At 66.6% G+C, this 16,200-nt stretch carries 14 protein-coding genes; 9 read left to right on the top strand and 5 right to left on the bottom strand.

What is annotated here, in order from left to right; translation table 11 throughout:
• Window positions 1–75 precede the first annotated feature (75 nt).
• Window positions 76–1,731, top strand: coding sequence for a tyrosine-protein kinase domain-containing protein (locus tag L1080_RS01500; RefSeq protein ID WP_250776932.1), 1,656 nt, complete (start codon window positions 76–78; stop codon window positions 1,729–1,731).
• A gap of 16 nt (window positions 1,732–1,747) precedes the next feature.
• Here L1080_RS01500 and L1080_RS01505 read toward each other — a convergent pair whose 3' ends face one another.
• Window positions 1,748–2,269 (bottom strand): arsenate reductase/protein-tyrosine-phosphatase family protein, encoded by a 522-nt coding sequence (locus L1080_RS01505; protein WP_250776934.1) that lies wholly within the window; start codon window positions 2,267–2,269, stop codon window positions 1,748–1,750.
• A 105-nt stretch (window positions 2,270–2,374) separates the two neighbouring features.
• On the opposite strand from L1080_RS01505, the gene L1080_RS01510 reads away from it, so the two are divergent.
• The 4 genes from L1080_RS01510 to L1080_RS01525 all read left to right on the top strand — a co-directional run bounded on the left by L1080_RS01510 (window position 2,375) and on the right by L1080_RS01525 (window position 6,630).
• A complete protein-coding gene (locus tag L1080_RS01510) occupies window positions 2,375–3,697 on the top strand; it encodes a UDP-glucose dehydrogenase family protein (RefSeq protein WP_159924738.1) in 1,323 nt (440 codons plus the stop codon).
• 31 nt (window positions 3,698–3,728) lie between these two features.
• Window positions 3,729–4,688, top strand: coding sequence for an esterase/lipase family protein (locus L1080_RS01515; RefSeq protein ID WP_159924740.1), 960 nt, complete (start codon window positions 3,729–3,731; stop codon window positions 4,686–4,688).
• A gap of 125 nt (window positions 4,689–4,813) precedes the next feature.
• Window positions 4,814–6,280, top strand: coding sequence for an Hsp70 family protein (locus L1080_RS01520; protein WP_159924742.1), 1,467 nt, complete (start codon window positions 4,814–4,816; stop codon window positions 6,278–6,280).
• Window positions 6,281–6,405: 125 nt separating this feature from the next.
• A complete protein-coding gene (locus L1080_RS01525) occupies window positions 6,406–6,630 on the top strand; it encodes a hypothetical protein (RefSeq protein ID WP_159924744.1) in 225 nt (74 codons plus the stop codon).
• Window positions 6,631–6,638: 8 nt separating this feature from the next.
• On the opposite strand, the gene L1080_RS01530 is transcribed toward L1080_RS01525, so the two are convergent.
• On the bottom strand, window positions 6,639–7,961 hold the full coding sequence (locus L1080_RS01530; protein ID WP_250776936.1) for a YibE/F family protein: 1,323 nt from the start codon (window positions 7,959–7,961) through the stop codon (window positions 6,639–6,641).
• A 535-nt stretch (window positions 7,962–8,496) separates the two neighbouring features.
• Here L1080_RS01530 and L1080_RS01535 point away from each other — a divergent pair.
• Window positions 8,497–9,012, top strand: a complete 516-nt coding sequence (locus L1080_RS01535) for a hypothetical protein (protein WP_250776938.1) — start codon at window positions 8,497–8,499, stop codon at window positions 9,010–9,012.
• 4 nt (window positions 9,013–9,016) lie between these two features.
• A complete protein-coding gene (locus L1080_RS01540; protein WP_250776943.1) occupies window positions 9,017–10,192 on the top strand; it encodes an MAB_1171c family putative transporter in 1,176 nt (391 codons plus the stop codon).
• A 13-nt stretch (window positions 10,193–10,205) separates the two neighbouring features.
• Here L1080_RS01540 and L1080_RS01545 read toward each other — a convergent pair whose 3' ends face one another.
• The 3 genes from L1080_RS01545 to L1080_RS01555 are packed head-to-tail and all read right to left on the bottom strand — an operon-like array spanning window position 10,206 to window position 12,653.
• Window positions 10,206–10,619, bottom strand: a complete 414-nt coding sequence (locus L1080_RS01545) for a hypothetical protein (protein WP_159924752.1) — start codon at window positions 10,617–10,619, stop codon at window positions 10,206–10,208.
• Window positions 10,616–11,335 (bottom strand): helix-turn-helix domain-containing protein, encoded by a 720-nt coding sequence (locus tag L1080_RS01550; RefSeq protein WP_250776944.1) that lies wholly within the window; start codon window positions 11,333–11,335, stop codon window positions 10,616–10,618. Before L1080_RS01550 ends, L1080_RS01545 begins: the two co-directional genes overlap by 4 nt.
• Before the next feature lie 55 nt (window positions 11,336–11,390).
• Window positions 11,391–12,653, bottom strand: coding sequence for a pyridoxal phosphate-dependent aminotransferase (locus L1080_RS01555; RefSeq protein WP_109332866.1), 1,263 nt, complete (start codon window positions 12,651–12,653; stop codon window positions 11,391–11,393).
• Between the two features lie 162 nt (window positions 12,654–12,815).
• Between L1080_RS01555 and L1080_RS01560 the strand changes: the two genes are divergently transcribed.
• Window positions 12,816–14,216 carry a carotenoid oxygenase family protein gene (locus tag L1080_RS01560; RefSeq protein WP_250776945.1) on the top strand — a complete coding sequence of 467 codons (1,401 nt, stop codon included), beginning with the start codon at window positions 12,816–12,818 and terminating at the stop codon, window positions 14,214–14,216.
• A gap of 24 nt (window positions 14,217–14,240) precedes the next feature.
• Complete coding sequence (locus L1080_RS01565) at window positions 14,241–16,193, top strand: prolyl oligopeptidase family serine peptidase (RefSeq protein ID WP_250776953.1); 1,953 nt, start codon at window positions 14,241–14,243, stop codon at window positions 16,191–16,193.
• The last annotated feature ends 7 nt before the right edge of the window (window positions 16,194–16,200 follow it).

The following is a 16,200-nucleotide window of genomic DNA, read 5'->3' on the forward strand; positions in this document are numbered from 1 at the left end:
GTCGATCGGGTCAGGACACACGAATGACAACGCGATCACGGCGCTCGGCGCGTGAACTCGATGGGAGACTCGAACATGGAAATCCAGGACTACCTGCGCATTCTGCAGGCACGATGGAAAATCATCGCCATCACCACGGTGGTGGCGATCCTCGGGGCGCTCGGTGCCTCACTGCTCACCACGCCCCTGTATGAAGCCTCCACCCGGTTGTTCGTCTCCACCTCGGCGGGCTCGTCGGTCAATGAGCTCTACCAGGGAAACCTGTACTCGCAGCAACGCGTGGCGTCTTACACCAAATTGCTGACCGGTCAGACTCTCGCGCAGCGCACCATCGACAAGCTGGGTCTCACCGAGACACCGGCCGAGCTCGCCAATCAGGTCAAGGCCACCTCCGCACCCGACACCGTCCTCGTCGACCTGAAGGTGCAGGACCCCTCACCCGAGCGTGCCCGTGACATTGCCAATGCGATGTCCGACGAATTCGTGGTCATGGTCCGTGAACTCGAAACACCCGAACGGGGCGGCGCACCGGCCGCGCGCGTTGTCGTCGAACAGCAAGCGCAGACGCCGTCGACGCCCGTCTCCCCGAAGACACTGCGTAATCTCGCGCTCGGTGCCGCAGTTGGCCTCCTGCTCGGCATCGCCCTTGCGGTACTGCGTGATCGCCTCGACAACACGGTGAAAGACCGTCGTACGGTGGAAGAGTTGGCCGGCTCCGCGATGATCGGCACCATCCCGTTCGACAAGGATCGGCAGACCCAGCAGCCCATCAATTTCGCGGAGGGCCACTCGTCGAGCGCGGAGGCATACCGAGAACTTCGTACCAACCTGCAGTTCCTCGAGGTCGACAACCCGCCCCGGGTCATCGTGGTCACCAGTTCGCTTCCCACAGAGGGCAAGACGACCACGGCCATCAACATTGCGTTGGTGCTCGCCGAGGGCGGCAAGTCCGTATGCCTTGTCGAAGGCGATCTCCGGAAGCCCCGCGTGTCCAAGTATCTGGGCGTTGTCGGATCGGTCGGTCTCAGTAGCGTGCTGGCGGGGCAGGCCACTCTGGACGGGGTGCTCCAGCCGACTTCGTACCAGGGATTGACCGTCCTCGCGTCCGGGCCGATCCCTCCGAACCCGAGCGAGTTGCTCGGAACGGCCACGGCGCGACAGGTTCTCGCCGACCTACGCGAACGTTTCGACTACGTCATCGTCGACGCGTCTCCGCTCCTCCCGGTGACCGACGCCACCGTTCTCACCGCCATGTCGGACGGCGCGCTGGTAATCGCCCGGCACGGCGAAACCAAGCGCGAGCAGTTGACCCGCGCCGTCGGAAACCTGCACAGCGTGGGCGCCACCATCCTCGGCACGATCATCACGATGACGCCGAGCCGCGGCAAGGGAGTCTACGAATACAAGTACTACTACGAGACGGACAAGTCGCTGCCGCAGATGCAGCGGGCCGAGGCCGCGGTGCAGACACCACCGCAGCCGGTCCACGCCGCCCCGGCTCCGGCCGCGCCGCCGGCCCGCAACTCCGCACCGGCCGGAAACGGACACCATTCGGGCTCCGAATATGTGGAAACGCAGGCCCACCAGGTGCTCGAACAAGAACACGACACCGATTGGGTGGAGCGAGTGAATTCGCACGCCTACACCGCGCAGCCCCCCGCTCCGCGGCGCGCTCGGCGATACCGCGAAGACGGGGAGGATGCGTCCGGGCCGGAGGCGCCGCGTCAGTAGCCCCGGACGCTCTGCGTCAGTAGTTCCGGACGGTGCGCGTCAAGACACCCAGTAGGTCGGCTATCTCGGACCCGACGGCCAGGAAGGTTTCCTCGTCCTGACCGATCGGGTCCGAGATGTCTTCAGGTCCGTCTGCGGATCTGTGCTTCGGACGCGCTGCTGCCAGATCGGCAACGGACTTTGCATCTGCGGCCACGGCAAGTCGTGCGGCCTCCCTCAACGTGAAGGTCTTCTTCAACTGCTCAGGAGCCATCGCCAGCACCTTCTCACGCTGACGCTCGGTCATCGTGAGCACCAGGTCGGCGTCGACCGCCAGGTCCTCGGTGAGTCGCCGAGCCGTGAACCCGCTGGGATCGCCGCCGAGGCCTTCGAGTACCTGGGCCGCGGTCGGCTCCATCGGATGACCCACCATGGCGCGGGTACCTGCACTTTCGGCAGTGAGATCGGTCAGTCCGAGCTCCTCGGCGAATGCCAGGGTGAGGCGCTCGGCCGTAGGAGAACGACAGACGTTTCCGGTGCAGACGAAGAGAACATGCATGGGCGAAGCATAGGGTCTCGGTCTGCACCGCGCGTACACGCACTGTTGGCTTGGAACATCAGTCGGGTAAATGCCCTGCTCACCCGCGCCGGATATCAACGGTGCATGCGCTGCACCGTCTTTGGAACCGGATACCTGGGAGCGACCCATGCCGCCTGCATGGCGGAACTGGGGCACGACGTGCTGGGAGTCGACATCGATCCCGGAAAAGTGGCGAAACTCTCCGCCGGTGAGGTGCCGTTCTACGAGCCGGGCCTCGCCGAGGTTCTCCGCCGCAACATCGAGGCGGGGCGACTGCAGTTCACCACCTCCTACACCGAGGCCGCCGCGTTCGCAGACCTCCACTTCCTGGGAGTCGGCACCCCGCAGAAGAAGGGGGAATACGCCGCCGATCTGCGGCACGTGCACTCGGTGATCGACACCCTGGCGCCCCTCCTCGACCGACCCGCGGTGATCGTCGGCAAGTCGACGGTGCCCGTCGGAACCGCGGCAGAACTGGGCGCGAGGGCGCGGGCGCTGGCACCTGCAGGGGACACCGTCGAGGTGGCGTGGAACCCCGAGTTCCTGCGGGAAGGGTTCGCCGTCCAGGACACCCTGCACCCCGACCGAATGGTCCTGGGAGTCGACCGGGACCGACCCGGCAGTGTGGAGACGCAGTTGCGTCAGCTGTACGCCCCATTGCTCGCCGAGGACATTCCCTTCCTGGTCACCGACCTGGCGACCGCCGAGCTGGTCAAGGTCTCGGCGAATGCGTTTCTCGCCACCAAGATCTCCTTCATCAACGCCATCTCCGAAGTGTGCGAGGCCACCGGCGCCGACGTCACCCAGCTCGCCGATGCGCTCGGCTACGACGCGCGCATCGGCCGGCGCTTCCTCAACGCCGGACTGGGATTCGGCGGCGGTTGCCTGCCGAAGGACATTCGCGCGTTCATGGCCAGGGCCGGTGAACTCGGCGCCAACCAGGCACTGCATTTTCTTCGCGAGGTCGACAGCATCAACATGCGCAGACGTACGCGGATGGTGGAACTGGCAGCACAGGTGTGTGGCGGCTCGTTGCTGGGCGCCAACGTCGCAGTGCTGGGCGCAGCGTTCAAGCCGGAGTCCGACGACGTCCGTGATTCGCCCGCCCTCAATGTCGCGGGGATGATGCAGCTACACGGCGCCGTCGTGAGCGTGTACGACCCCAAGGCACTCGACAACTCGCGGCGCCTCTTCCCGACTCTCAACTACGCCACCTCGGTCGCCGAAGCCTGCGAAAACGCCGATGCGGTACTGGTTCTCACGGAATGGGCCGAATTCGCGGCCCTGAAGCCGGACGATCTCGCCGGAGTGGTCCGAGCCCGCGTGATGGTGGACGGCCGCAACTGCCTCGACGCCCAGCAGTGGCGGGACGCGGGATGGGTGTACCGGGGGCTGGGCAGGGGATAACGTTGATCTCGCCGCTACGGAGGGCGAGGCGATGGCGAAGTTCCGGGTCGGATTCGCAACAGCACTGCTCGGTGCGCTCGTCTGCCTGCTCGGTGCGGTCCCCGTCCACGCGGCCGAAATCCCGACTCGGCCGGGTCCGGCACAGTCCGACGCCGGCGCAGCGATCCGGTACTCGAAGGACAACCCCGGTTCCGCACCCCCCGGCGTCAACGACTTCTCCTGCCGTCCCGGTCCCGAACATCCCGCCCCCGTGGTCCTCGTGCACGGGAGCGACGGCAGCGCATACTCCAACTGGGCGGGCCTGAGCCCGAAACTGAAGGCCGCCGGGTTCTGCCTCTTCGCGCTGAACTACGGCCGCGAGGCCGGAACCGACCACTTCGGGATGCAGCCCATGACGGTCGGCGCACACGAGCTCGCGGAGTTCGTCGACGACGTGCTGTCCACGACCGGCGCCGACGAGGTCGACATCGTCGGACACTCCCAGGGCGCGACCGTAGCGAGGTACTACATCAAAGAGCTCGGCGGAGCGGCCGAAGTGGATCGGTGGATCGGTCTGGCCTCGCCCTCCTACGGCGGAACCTTCTTCGGCATCGCCACCGCTGTGGTGTCACTGCCGGGCGGCACCCAATTGATCGAAGGGTTCGGCTCGGAGGCGCTGGCCGAACAGGTGGAGGGCTCCGAGTTCCTCACCCGGCTCAACAGCGGCGGTGACACCGTACCCGGCGTCGAGTACACGACCATCGGGACGCGGTACGACGAGGTGATCCAGCCGTACACCAATGTGGAGTTACGCGACCCCGGCGCAACGAACATCCTCGTCCAGGATTTGTGCCCGCTCGACCAGACCGGGCACTTCAACCTGCCGTACGACTCCTTCACCCAGCAGCTCGTCCTCAACACCCTCGATCCGGCTCACGCGGCCGTTCCCCCGTGCACGGTTGTTCCCCTCGGTACGGGTATCGCCGGGGTGATCATCGCGAGCAACTCCTGAGCAGCCGGCTAACCGTTCCCTCCCGGGCTGCCCGGTTGCCCCGGTGATGCCTTTCGTTAGACTGCGGGGCAATGGAGTGGGGGATTCCATCACACGGACCCGTGCACAGTCGAGTAAGGCGGCCCATGAGTTCGGTTCTCGGAGTTTCGGTTGGTGCAAGCGCTGTGCGGTTGGCACGACCCGACTCCGTGACCCGCGAGGACTCGGGACACCGCGTGTTACCCGACTTCCGTGCCCAGGTGGTCGCCGCGGGGCGGGAACTGCCCGAGGACCTCGCCGCCGAATCGATCGGCGTCGTACTGGCCGGGGGATTCGACAACCGCGAGGTGCATGCCACCGGTGTGGCGTATCGCGACGAGGCGCAGGCAGGCGCCGTGCAGGCGGCGATGGCACGCCAACAGCTCGGGAACTATCAACTCGTTCCCGAGGCTTCCGCGGCGCTGACAGTGCTCGACGCTGCGGGCGCGTTGGGTGACCACTCGACGCTGGTGTTCTACGACCTCGGCAGTTCCGGCCTCACCGTCAGTGTCGTCGACCGGGAAACCGGCGCCGTGGTGGAAAGCACCCGTACCGACACCGTGAGCGGTGACCTCTTCGACCGGCTGATCCGCGACAACCAGTTGGTCAACAAGCGCATCTCCACGCCGCACGACGCCGCCGCGAGCCACGCCCTGGACCTCCGTTGCCGGGAGGCCAAGGAACGGCTGTCCGTCGGCGGCGCTGTCGCGGTGCCCGGGGACGGCGGCTTGCTGCTGCTGTCGCGCGATGTGTTCGATTCCCTCATCGGCGTCACCGTCGAGTCCTCTGCCCGCCTGGCTCGGGATGTGATCGCTCGGTCGGGGCGAATCCCCGACGCCGTGGTTCTCACCGGCGGTGGGGCGCGGATCCCGTTGGTGCGCGCCGTCCTCGAATCCTGGCTGGCATTGCCCGTCATCGTGCCGGACCACCCCGAACTCGTCGCAGCACAGGGCGCAGCGCTCCTGGCGCAACGGGCGCAGCAACAGCAGGCGCCCGGTGGCGTCACTGTCCTCCCACCACCGGGCGTCGACGCAACGATGAGTCCCTATGCTGCTGTTCCCGCCGGCCCCACCGTGCTGCCCCTCGACTACGACGACGCCTCCGTCCCGCGCCAGGCGCCGGGTCCGTCGGGCGGACGCAGTAGCGGGCTCTCGAGTACGCCGTCGTGGTTGAGTGCGGCGGCGCCACCACCGAGTCAGCGCGTAGCAAAGGTCCAGATCCGGGGTGCCGCGCTCGCAAGTGGGGCATTGGCCGTCATCGCACTGATCGGCCTCGGACTCGGTTACGGCAGCACCCTGCTCAACAGCACGGAGGGCACGTCCCAGCCGGTTACCACTCAGCCGAAAGCGAAGCTCCCCGCGGTGACCGAGATGGCGACTCCGTCACCGACGGCGCCGCCGCCACCTCCGACCGAAGTCGTCGAGGAGCCCGCGGCGACCGCGTCCCGGATCCAGATTCCGGAACCGGAGCCCGAACCCTTGCCGCCACCGCCCGCACCGGTGTTCCCGGGGTTTCCGCAGTTCCAGTTGCCACCCCTGCAGCTGCCCCCGCTGCCGAGAATCCCCGGCACATAACCTCCGCACTTCGCGACTTTCCCCGTGGTGGCGAAGCGCTCTGCACGCCTACCATGGAATGTGGTTCTCGCACTGTCCGAGTCCGGGCGGCGTCGAACCCAGGTCGCGCAGGAAGGAAGTGTGCAGTGACTGTCACCCCCGCGGGGTCGTACCACACCCCGAATACACGAAACTTCTCGTCCGGTAGCACGCGCGACGGCAGTCTTCCCGTCGCGTACTACAAGCCGATCCTCAGGATGTTTCCGCCCACCAGCGAGACCGCGGAGAAGGTGGCGATGCTCACCGTCTACGGGCTGATGGCCGCGGCCCTCCTGATCATCGCGCTGCAGGTGGCCGGCATCCTCAACTGAAGCCGGCCTCACTTCGAGTGGCGGCCGCCTCGCGAAGGTGCGGCGGTGCGGAACTGCGGGTTGCCTCTGCCGCTGTTCCTGTTTCCGCCGCTCCGAGATCCGAGCGGGCGTGCCAGTACCACCGCGATGGCGGTCGTCAACGGCACGGACAGTGCGAGCGCGATACCGCCGACCGCCGAGCGCACGATCTCGATGGACACCGCGTCACTGAGCAACACGTCCTGGATCGACCGCCCCGCGACACTGAACACCAGTAGAAGGGGAAGCGCACCACCGGCGTAGGCGAGTACCAGCGTGTACACCGTGCTGGCAATGTGGTCGCGGCCCACGCGCATCGCCGAACCGAAGATCTGGCGTCGTGATGCGTCGGGGTCGAGCGAAGCGAGTTCGAACGCCGACGCGGCCTGCGTGATGGTGACGTCGTTGAGCACACCGAGCGAGCCGATGATGAAGCCCGCCAGAAGAAGACCCGTGATGCTGACGTGCTGGATATAGGCCTGGACGTTGGTGTTCTGCTCCTCGGAAAGTCCTGTCAGCTGCGTCATCAAAATCGTGAGGTAGGAGAGGACCGCCGCGAGGAGCATCGATGCGAGTGTGCCCAGCAGCGCGGAACTCGTACGTAGCGATACGCCGTGCGCCAGGTACAACACGGCGTACAGGATGATCGCTCCGGACACGAGAGCCACCGGTATCGCCGGCTTGCCGTCCAGCAGTGCGGGAAGCATGAAAAGAACGAGCACCCCGAACGACACCACGATGCCGACCAGCGCCCGAAGTCCCCGCCACCGAGCCACGACGATGACGACGACGGCGAACGTCAGCGCGATGAGTGTGACCGGCCAGCCGCGGGCGTAGTCCTCGAACGAATATTCCGTCGTCCCGTTCACATCGGTCTGCCGGGAGAGACGAATGCTCTCCCCGACCCTGAGGTCAGGTTGTCCGGGGCCCGGGATGATTTCGAGCAACGTCTGGGTGCCGGCGTTGGGACCGGACTCGATGTCGACGATGCTTCGCTGGCACTCGTACGCGTCCGTCGGAGGGGGCACGGGAGAACCGGTGAACGCGCGCCCCGCGGAGGAACTGCCGCAGGGGCCGATGTTCTGCATGGTCACCGTGCCTGCCTCGGTGACCGCCACGCCGCCCTGTGCGCTCTGGAAAGGCAGATCCACGGCGACGTCCTGCTTGCTCGGCCACAGCGCGATCGCACCGATCAGCACGGCGATGCCGATGACCACCAGGAGCCCGATCACCACCTTCGCGGCGACGGGCCCCACCGGTACCGGGCCGCCGCTGTGGCCGTGACCGTGGCCGTGGCCGTGAAAGTCGCTCATCGGCGGTACCGCGTCGGCTGCCGGCTGGATAGTCTCCGCACGCACACAGGGTAGCCGGAGATCATCGCTCTCTTTTGTGGCTGGAGTGACCAGAGATGCATGTGTTGCCGCGATATCTGGTGGGTATTGCTCTCGTGTCGCCTAGATGTCGCCAGTGTGGTTAGATATCGATGCGTGGCGCGCTGCAGTTATTACGCAGCGAATGCTGAGATCTGCGAAGGAAGGGTTGGAATCCCGAAACGAGGGGTGGGTTCCGGCTGGCCCTGACGAGAGCCCCGACGCCCTGCCGAGAGAAGTGACGGCCTGCTGAGAGAAGTGCCGAGCTGGGTGGCGGGGTACAGGGGGGGTTGACCCCGCCACCGACCTGACGCCCACAGGGGGGGGAGGGGCGACAGGTGCTCGCGGCACTCGAGGTGCCGTCTGCCAATCTACCGACACGGTGGGGGTATTCGTCAACCGGGTACGTCAATTCGCGCACCGTGTCGTGATCTGCCGACCCGACGGCCTAGGATTACAGCCGTTCGGAGGTGTCACCATGCGCATTTCGCGGCTGCCGCGGTCCAGGAACCATCTTCGCCGGATCGTGGCGCAGATGGACCTTCCCGTGCCCTGGAACAGGGACGAATTGGTGAACAGCGTCGCGCGGCGGCGCAGACGCCCCATCCTCGTCGTTCCGGTTGCGCACGCGCTCGTCCGCGGCGGTCATTTCGGCCTCTGGCTCGCGCGGGCAACCGACGACGTCATCCTCTACGCTGCCGGGACATCGGACGTACACGCCATGCACATCATCTGCCACGAGCTGGCGCACATGGAACTCGGCCACGATCGCACTGCGATCGGTGATACCTCCGTCGACTCGAGAGTCCTCGCCGAGGCGGCGCCGTCCGTGGACACGACGGACGTGGTCAAGGTGTTCGGTCGCTCCAACTACTCGAACGACCAGGAATACGATGCGGAGCTTCTCGCCACGCTCATCATGAGCGGACGGCGATCGACGATGTGCGACACCGGCGGTGACCCGCGGGCCTCGCGGATACTCGGAACGTTCTGAGCTCGTGTACGCGCCTCCCGCCTACGTGACGTTGCCTCTGTTGTCGATTGCCTGGGCGACAACCATTCTCCGGCTGCTCCTCGTCCGATCGACGGTCGCCGAGCGCCGGTTGAATGCGGCGCTCGTCTTCGCGTCGCTGTCGCTCGTCCTCGGGCGTCCGGCGATCCGCGACCTCGTCGACGGCCAATTCGGTTACGGACTCACGCGAGTCCTCGGCAATGTCTGCATCATGCTGACCGCCGCATCGTTGATCAGCCTGTTCTCCGTGTGGGCACTGGGTTCCGAGAGACTTCCCCGAATTCATGTGTTCGCGTTGTCGGCGGCGCTCGTCGCGGGGGCCATCATGGTCGTTCTGAGCGCGCCTGCGCGTTCGCGGGGAATTTCTCTCGCGGACGAAGGCGGCTGGCGTTTCGCGGCATATTGCTTCACCTATGCGTCGCCGATCTTCGCGGCCGCAAGCCTGAATCTGTGGATCTCGATGAAAGCGGTGCGCAGCGCGGTGGCCGGGCGCGAGCGCCGCATCTTCCTGGCCGTCATCGGATTGTCGGTGTTCGAGATGGCCGACATGGCAACCGTCATGGTGACGGGCGTGAGCAAGGCCGTCAGCGACGGCACCACCTTCACCGAAACGCACTACGACTCGGGAGCCTTCATCCGGCTGTTCGCGGTGTCGGCCGGAGCCCTGATCGCGTTGGGACCCGCGCTGCGGGCGGCCGGTCGACGGTACCGTTCGTGGCGAGTTTCCAGGCGGCTACTGCCGATGTGGCGAACGTTGACGGAAGCCGTCCCGGAAGTGGTGCTCGAACTACGCCCCAAAGATCGTCGCACCTTGTCGGCCGACGATCGTCTGGACCGGATGGGCGTCGAGATCCGAGACGCAATCCTCATCCTGGACCGGCACGTGGTGTTCGAACTGGGCAACCAGGCAGGCAGTGCAGCGCCCCTGATCGTGGCCACCCGATTACACCTGGCGTGCAGAGCCCGCATCGCCGGCCACTCGGCACACGGCACCGGCGTGCAAGCACACTCGTGGTCGTCCGACATCGGCGGCGAACCGTGGGAGCTGGCGAAGCTGGCCGATCACTGGCACGACGCCGAACAGGTGGCCGCAACACTGTGGGAGCGGCGGCTACCGCAGTTCGGTGGGCGCAAGCAGCTCCCGTCCCGGATGACCGTGTGACCGCCGGATAGGGCTATGCCGGGCGGCCGGGGGTTCGCCGCAAGTTCTCCAGAACCGGGATCAAGGATTCCATCTCGTCGGCAGTCGGGAGCGCGGCGGCATCGAGCGAGCGCATGGACAGATGCTGCACGCCGGCGTCCCGAACGGCGATCTTGAAGCGCACGAGAGTGTCGTAATCGCCGTACCCGTCGGCGGCAAGGTACTGCTCGGGTGCGGAAAAGTGCTGGGCGACCGCCCGGAGCACCTCTGCCTGGGCCGCGTGCTCCTCGCCGCGCCGCAACGAATCGATCACCGAAGGATCCACGGTCCTCCCGAGTATGCGGGAAACGCTCGCGGCGACGATCTCTGTCCCGGGCTCCGGGTCGTCGAGTTCGTGGGCCAGCGCGAAGAGGCGGTTGACCCGCACCGACAGTGGCACGCCGTTCATCCTGTCACCTCCGTGTCGCCGCTACGTTCCGGGTGGTCGGTGTCTTTAAGTCTCACCGCGTCTTCCCATCGGCGCCAGAAGCGCTCGCGTGTGGCGGCATCCAGGCCCTCTTCCCGCCCGTAGAGGAAGCGGCGGTAGAGGGCTTCCTCCCGCTCGTGCGGGTCGTCCGCGGTGGAGGGTTCCTCGAGCAGATGGCCGAAGGCGAACTCGATCAGTGGCTGTCGGGGGCCGGCCGGACCTCCGTTGACCTCGAGCAAACGGGTGACGTAGGCGCCGGTGATTTTCGACACCACCCGGCTGAGGTCGGCAGCGGCGTCGGCCAATCCCGGGACCTCCGGGTGTGCCGCACTCAGCTTGGTGATCCGGGTGTGTGGGCCGAGGATCTCGATGATCGTGTCCAGGCTCAGTGGAATCTCGGACGGCCCCAGCGTCAGCGGGCGGGACGGCGCCGACCGCTCTTCAGCGTCCAGGGCCTCGAGGGGAGTAGGACTGCCGCCCTCGAGCGTCCTGGCAGCGCTCCCGGGGGCCCAGCGCAGCGCGACATCCAGTTTGCGGAGAGTCTCGATGCTCGGGTCCGGCCCGGTCCCGTTCTCGGCGCGGGTCTGCGCCGCGTCGGACGGACCACCGGCAGCCGTGACCTGGTCCTGCGTGAGGTTCAGCAAACGCCGTCGCTTGTAGACGAACTGTCCGAAACGCGCGCGGGTGCTGGTGACCATGTGTTCCCCCGGAAGACACGCAAGCGACGCGCGTGTCGCTTGCTGTGCCCCGATCCTACTGCTTGTAGCTGGTGAGGAAATTACCGAACCGCTCGATGGCCACAGCGAGATCGCGAGCCCACGGCAGTGTCACGATCCGCAGATGGTCGTGGTCCGGCCAGTTGAACCCTGTGCCCTGCACCATCAGGATCTTCTCCTGCAGGAGTAGGTCCTGGACCAGCTTCTCGTCGTCGTAGATTTCGTACACGTTGGGGTCCAGGCGGGGGAACGCGTACAGCGCACCTCGGGGCTTGACGCAGGAGACCCCGGGGATCATGTTGAGCCGCTCCCACGCCACGTCCCGCTGCTCGAGCAGTCGCCCGCCGGGCAGAATCAGATCTTCGATGCTCTGGTGACCGCCGAGCGCCACCTGGATGGCGTGCTGACCGGGAACGTTCGGGCACAGCCGGGTGGACGCCAGCAGGTCAAGCCCCTCGAGGAAGCCCGCAGCATGCGCCTTGGGGCCGGTGACGGCGACCCAACCGGAGCGGTATCCCGCCACCCGGTACGCCTTCGACAGGCCGTTGAAGGTCAGGCACAGCAGGTCGGGCGCGAGCGTGGCCAGCGAAATGTGCTTGGCGTCGTCGTAGAGGATCTTGTCGTAGATCTCGTCCGCCAACAGCAGCAGGTGATGCTTACGCGCCAGGTCGACCAGTTGCTGCAGCACCTCCATCGAATACACCGCACCCGTGGGATTGTTCGGGTTGATGACCAGCAGCGCCTTGGTCTTCTCGGTGATCTTCGACTCGATGTCCGCGATGTCGGGATTCCAGTCGTTGCCCTCGTCGCAGAGGTAGTGGACGGGAGTGCCGCCGGCCAGGCTGGTCATGGCCGTCCACAGCGGGTAGTCCGGTGCGGGAATCAGCACCTCGTCACCGTTGTCGAGCAGGGCCTGCATCGTCATGGTGATGAGCTCGGAGACACCGTTACCCAGGTAGATGTCGTCGACATCGAGCTCGGGAAAGCCGGGCACCAGTTCGTAGCGGGTGACGATCGCCCGACGGGCCGACAGGATGCCCTTCGACTCGGAGTAACCCTGCGCATAGGGGAGCGCCGCGATCATGTCGCGCATGATCACGTCGGGCGCGTCGAAACCGAACGGCGCGGGGTTGCCGATGTTGAGCTTGAGGATCCGGTGGCCCTCCGCCTCGAGCCGGGCGGCGTGGGCGTGTACCGGTCCACGAATCTCGTACAGCACGTTCTGGAGCTTGGTCGACTGCTCCAGCGTGCGTGGCGGTGTGCGGTGATGGCCGTGGTCTGGGTTGCTCACGACCGCCATTCTCCCACCTCTGGGCAACTCGATTTCTACTGGTCGGTACGAGCGCCCTGGTCGGAGGTGGTCGACCCGCGAAAAAGCAGGCACATGTGAGGAAGGTCACCGTACCCTCGACAAGAGGTCCGATTCGGCCGACGCCCACAGTCACCCGGAGGCACGAGAAAGATGTCCGCACCGGAATTCATCCGTCCCGCACCCGTCGACGTCGTGCACCACAGCCACCTCACAGGCGTATTCGAGCCCCAGCGCGAGGAGGTGGACGTGGGCGGCCTCGACGTGATCGGCGAACTGCCCGGCGATCTTCAGGGTGCCTACCTCCGCAACGGACCGAATCCACGCTTCGACCCGATCGGCAGCTACATCTATCCCCTCGACGGCGACGGCATGGTGCACCGCGTCGAAGTGACCGACGGCACTGCCCGATACACCAACCGATTCGTCCGCACGCCGATGGTGGAGGCGGAGGAGAAGGCGGGGCACGTCATCTGGCCGGGCGTCACCGACCTGTACACGCCCGGGGTGGAGGAGGTGGGGCCCGAACTCGCGGGCAGACCGCGCGAACTACCGGACATCAACGTGGTGCGGCACGGCGGGCGCCTGCTGGCAATGGCGGAAACCAGCCTGCCGTACCGGTTGAATCCCAAGGACCTGAGCACGCTCGGACCGGACAACTGCGACGGCGCGATGTCCGTCGGGAGCACCGCCCACCCCAAAATCGACCCGGTGACCGGCGAGATGGTGCTGTTCAATTACATGCTCGAGGCCCCGTATCTCACCTGGTCGGTGGTGGCCGCGGACGGGTCGGCGGCCCGCCCGCCGACGGCGGTCGACGGCGTGGACACGCCGTTGATGATCCACGACATGGCGCTGACGCGGCGGTACATCGTGTTGATGCTGTGTCCCCTCGTCTTCGACATGGCCGCGGTGCTGACCGGTGGTTCGGTGCTCGACTGGCGGCCCGAGGAGGGAACGCGTATCGCGCTGATTCCGCGCGACGGCGGCCGCGTGCGCTGGCTGACGTGCGATGCGTACTGGGTGTGGCACTTCGCCAATGCCTTCGATCTGCCCGACGGGAAGGTGTCCATCGACTATGTGGAGTGGACGTACCCCGGTGGGTTCGCCAAGGCGCCGGACCCCTCGACCGGGTCACTGGTCCGCGTCGTCATCGATCCCGAGACCGGACACCTGACGAAGGACGTCATGTCCGACCGAGACGTCGAGTTCCCCCGGATCGACGACCGCGAACTCACCGCACCGCATCGCGCGATCGCCACCGTCGGCAAGCTCGACGTCAGCCGGGGCAGGCAGGATTCGTTGTGGTTCTTCGACACCGTCCGCGGCACGCAGTGTCACTGGGACCCGGGCAGTGTATCGGTGGGCGAACCGATCTTCATGCCGGGCGCCGAGCACGAATACTGGGGAATGATCGGCACCGACCGGAACGACATGTCGTCGTGGTTCTTCGTGCTTCCCGCCGAAGACCCCGGATCCGGGCCGATGGCCAAGGTGCGGTTGCCTATCCGGGTGCCTGCAGGACTTCACGGGGCGTGGCTGCCTGCGCAGTGAGGTGAGGCGGAATATCCTCGGCCAATGACTTCTGCGCCCTACGGCTCCTGGCCCTCTCCGATCGCGGCGGCGGACCTCGCGTCCAGCGGCCACCACGTGGAGGGCGGCCGGTACGTCGGTGACGACGTGTGGTGGTCGGAGCTGCGCCCCAGCGAAGGTGGGCGTGTGGCCGTGCGCCGTCTCGGCCTGGACGGCGAGCCGGAAGACGTGCTGCCTGCCCCGTGGAACGCGCGGACACGGGTACACGAATACGGCGGTGGCGCCTGGACGGTGACCGACTCCGGCCATCTCGTGTTCGCCGAATTCGGTGATCAACGGCTCTACCTCCTCGAAGGTGCGACGCCGGTACCCCTGACCCCGGTTCCGCCGCACCCGTGCTCCCTGCGTTACGGCGACCTGTCGGTCGTCGACGGAGCGGTATGGGCGGTGCGGGAAATGCACGACACCGAGGGCGGCGTCACCCGCGACATCTGCGTGGTTCCTCTGGACGGGTCGGGCGCGGACGACCCCGATCGTGTTCGGTCCGTCGTGGCCGGGTCCGACTTCCTCGCGTATCCGCGACTGTCTCCCGACCGACGTCACCTCGCGTGGATCGCGTGGAACCACCCTCAAATGCCCTGGGACGGTACCGAGCTCAGGGTTGTGGACCTTGCCGGTGGCCGCGCGGTCGGCGAGGTGAGGACACTTCTCGGTGGACCCGAGGAATCGGTGCTGCAGCCCGAATGGGCGGGAGTGGACGAGCTCCACGTCGTGAGCGACCGCAGTGGTTGGTGGAACATGTACCGCATCGGCACCGACGATGCGGATCCCGTGGCGCTGTGCCCGATGGACGCAGATTTCGGTGGTCCGCTGTGGATGCTGGGCGCGCGCTGGCACACCCGACGTGAAGACGGCACCCTGCTCACCGTCCGTACCTTCGGGACCGACACCCTGGCGGTGCTCGATCCGGACACGGGCTCCCTGACGGACATCCCCCTCGACGGTCTCACCACGGTCGGCTTGTCCGACCGCAAGGGGAATCGCCTATTGCTGCTCACGGGGGGCGCGAAAGCTCCGTCGGGCCTACGCGAGCTCGACCTCGACACCGGCGCACTCCGCACCGTCCGCCTGTCCGTCACCGAGCTCCCCGAGGCCGCGTACCTCCCCGAGGCGCAGCAGTTGACCTTCCAGGGTCCCGAGAGGGAGGTGCACGTCATCGCCTACCCGCCACGTCACCCGCTGTACAGCGGCATGGACGGCGAGCTGCCGCCGTATGTGGCGTTCGTTCACGGTGGGCCCACCTCCCGCGTGACACCGACCCTCAATCCGGTGTTCGCATTCTTCACCAGCCGCGGAATCGGCGTCGTCGATGTGAACTACGGCGGGTCTACCGGATACGGGCGTGAGTATCGGAACCGGCTCCGAGGCCAGTGGGGTGTGGTCGACGTCGAAGACGTGGTCACGGCGGTGTCCGGTCTGGCCGACGCCGGACTGGCGGATCCGCGCAGGCTCGCCATCGAGGGCGGTTCCGCCGGCGGCTGGACCGTGCTGGCGGCGCTGACCACCTCCGACGTGTTCGCCTGCGGCGCATCCTATTACGGTGTGGCCGAGCTCGACGGTTTCGTCAAGGAGACACACGACTTCGAGTCCCGGTACATCGACGGGTTGATCGGACCGCTCCCCGAATCGGCAGACCTCTACGCCGAGCGTGCTCCCCTGAACAACGTCGACGGACTGAACTGCCCGGTCCTGCTGCTCCAGGGACTCGACGACCCGATCGTCCCGCCGTCGCAGGCGGAGCGATTCCGGGATGCGCTCGTCGCCAAGGGCATACCCCACGCCTACCTCGCGTACGAGGGCGAGTCGCACGGGTTCCGGAGACTCGCCACCTTGATCAGTTCGCGCAACGCCGAGCTCTCGTTCTACGGGCAGGTGCTCGGATTCGAACCGCCCGACATTCCGCGGCTCGAACTCTGGCGTCCGGACGCGGAGCAGTAAGACCGCG

It is taken from the genome of Rhodococcus sp. MSC1_016 (genome assembly GCF_023667485.2).
GTDB classification, from domain to species: domain Bacteria; phylum Actinomycetota; class Actinomycetes; order Mycobacteriales; family Mycobacteriaceae; genus Rhodococcus_F; species Rhodococcus_F oxybenzonivorans.

Bases quoted from the DNA above. Each gene is read 5' to 3' on its own strand.
- L1080_RS01500 (WP_250776932.1), top strand. From the start codon at position 76: ATGGAAATCCAGGACTACCTGCGCATTCTGCAGGCACGATGGAAAATC.
- L1080_RS01505 (WP_250776934.1), bottom strand. From the start codon at position 2,269: ATGCATGTTCTCTTCGTCTGCACCGGAAACGTCTGTCGTTCTCCTACG.
- L1080_RS01510 (WP_159924738.1), top strand. From the start codon at position 2,375: ATGCGCTGCACCGTCTTTGGAACCGGATACCTGGGAGCGACCCATGCC.
- L1080_RS01515 (WP_159924740.1), top strand. From the start codon at position 3,729: ATGGCGAAGTTCCGGGTCGGATTCGCAACAGCACTGCTCGGTGCGCTC.
- L1080_RS01520 (WP_159924742.1), top strand. From the start codon at position 4,814: ATGAGTTCGGTTCTCGGAGTTTCGGTTGGTGCAAGCGCTGTGCGGTTG.
- L1080_RS01530 (WP_250776936.1), bottom strand. From the start codon at position 7,961: ATGAGCGACTTTCACGGCCACGGCCACGGTCACGGCCACAGCGGCGGC.
- L1080_RS01535 (WP_250776938.1), top strand. From the start codon at position 8,497: ATGCGCATTTCGCGGCTGCCGCGGTCCAGGAACCATCTTCGCCGGATC.
- L1080_RS01545 (WP_159924752.1), bottom strand. From the start codon at position 10,619: ATGAACGGCGTGCCACTGTCGGTGCGGGTCAACCGCCTCTTCGCGCTG.
- L1080_RS01550 (WP_250776944.1), bottom strand. From the start codon at position 11,335: ATGGTCACCAGCACCCGCGCGCGTTTCGGACAGTTCGTCTACAAGCGA.
- L1080_RS01555 (WP_109332866.1), bottom strand. From the start codon at position 12,653: ATGGCGGTCGTGAGCAACCCAGACCACGGCCATCACCGCACACCGCCA.
- L1080_RS01560 (WP_250776945.1), top strand. From the start codon at position 12,816: ATGTCCGCACCGGAATTCATCCGTCCCGCACCCGTCGACGTCGTGCAC.
- L1080_RS01565 (WP_250776953.1), top strand. From the start codon at position 14,241: ATGACTTCTGCGCCCTACGGCTCCTGGCCCTCTCCGATCGCGGCGGCG.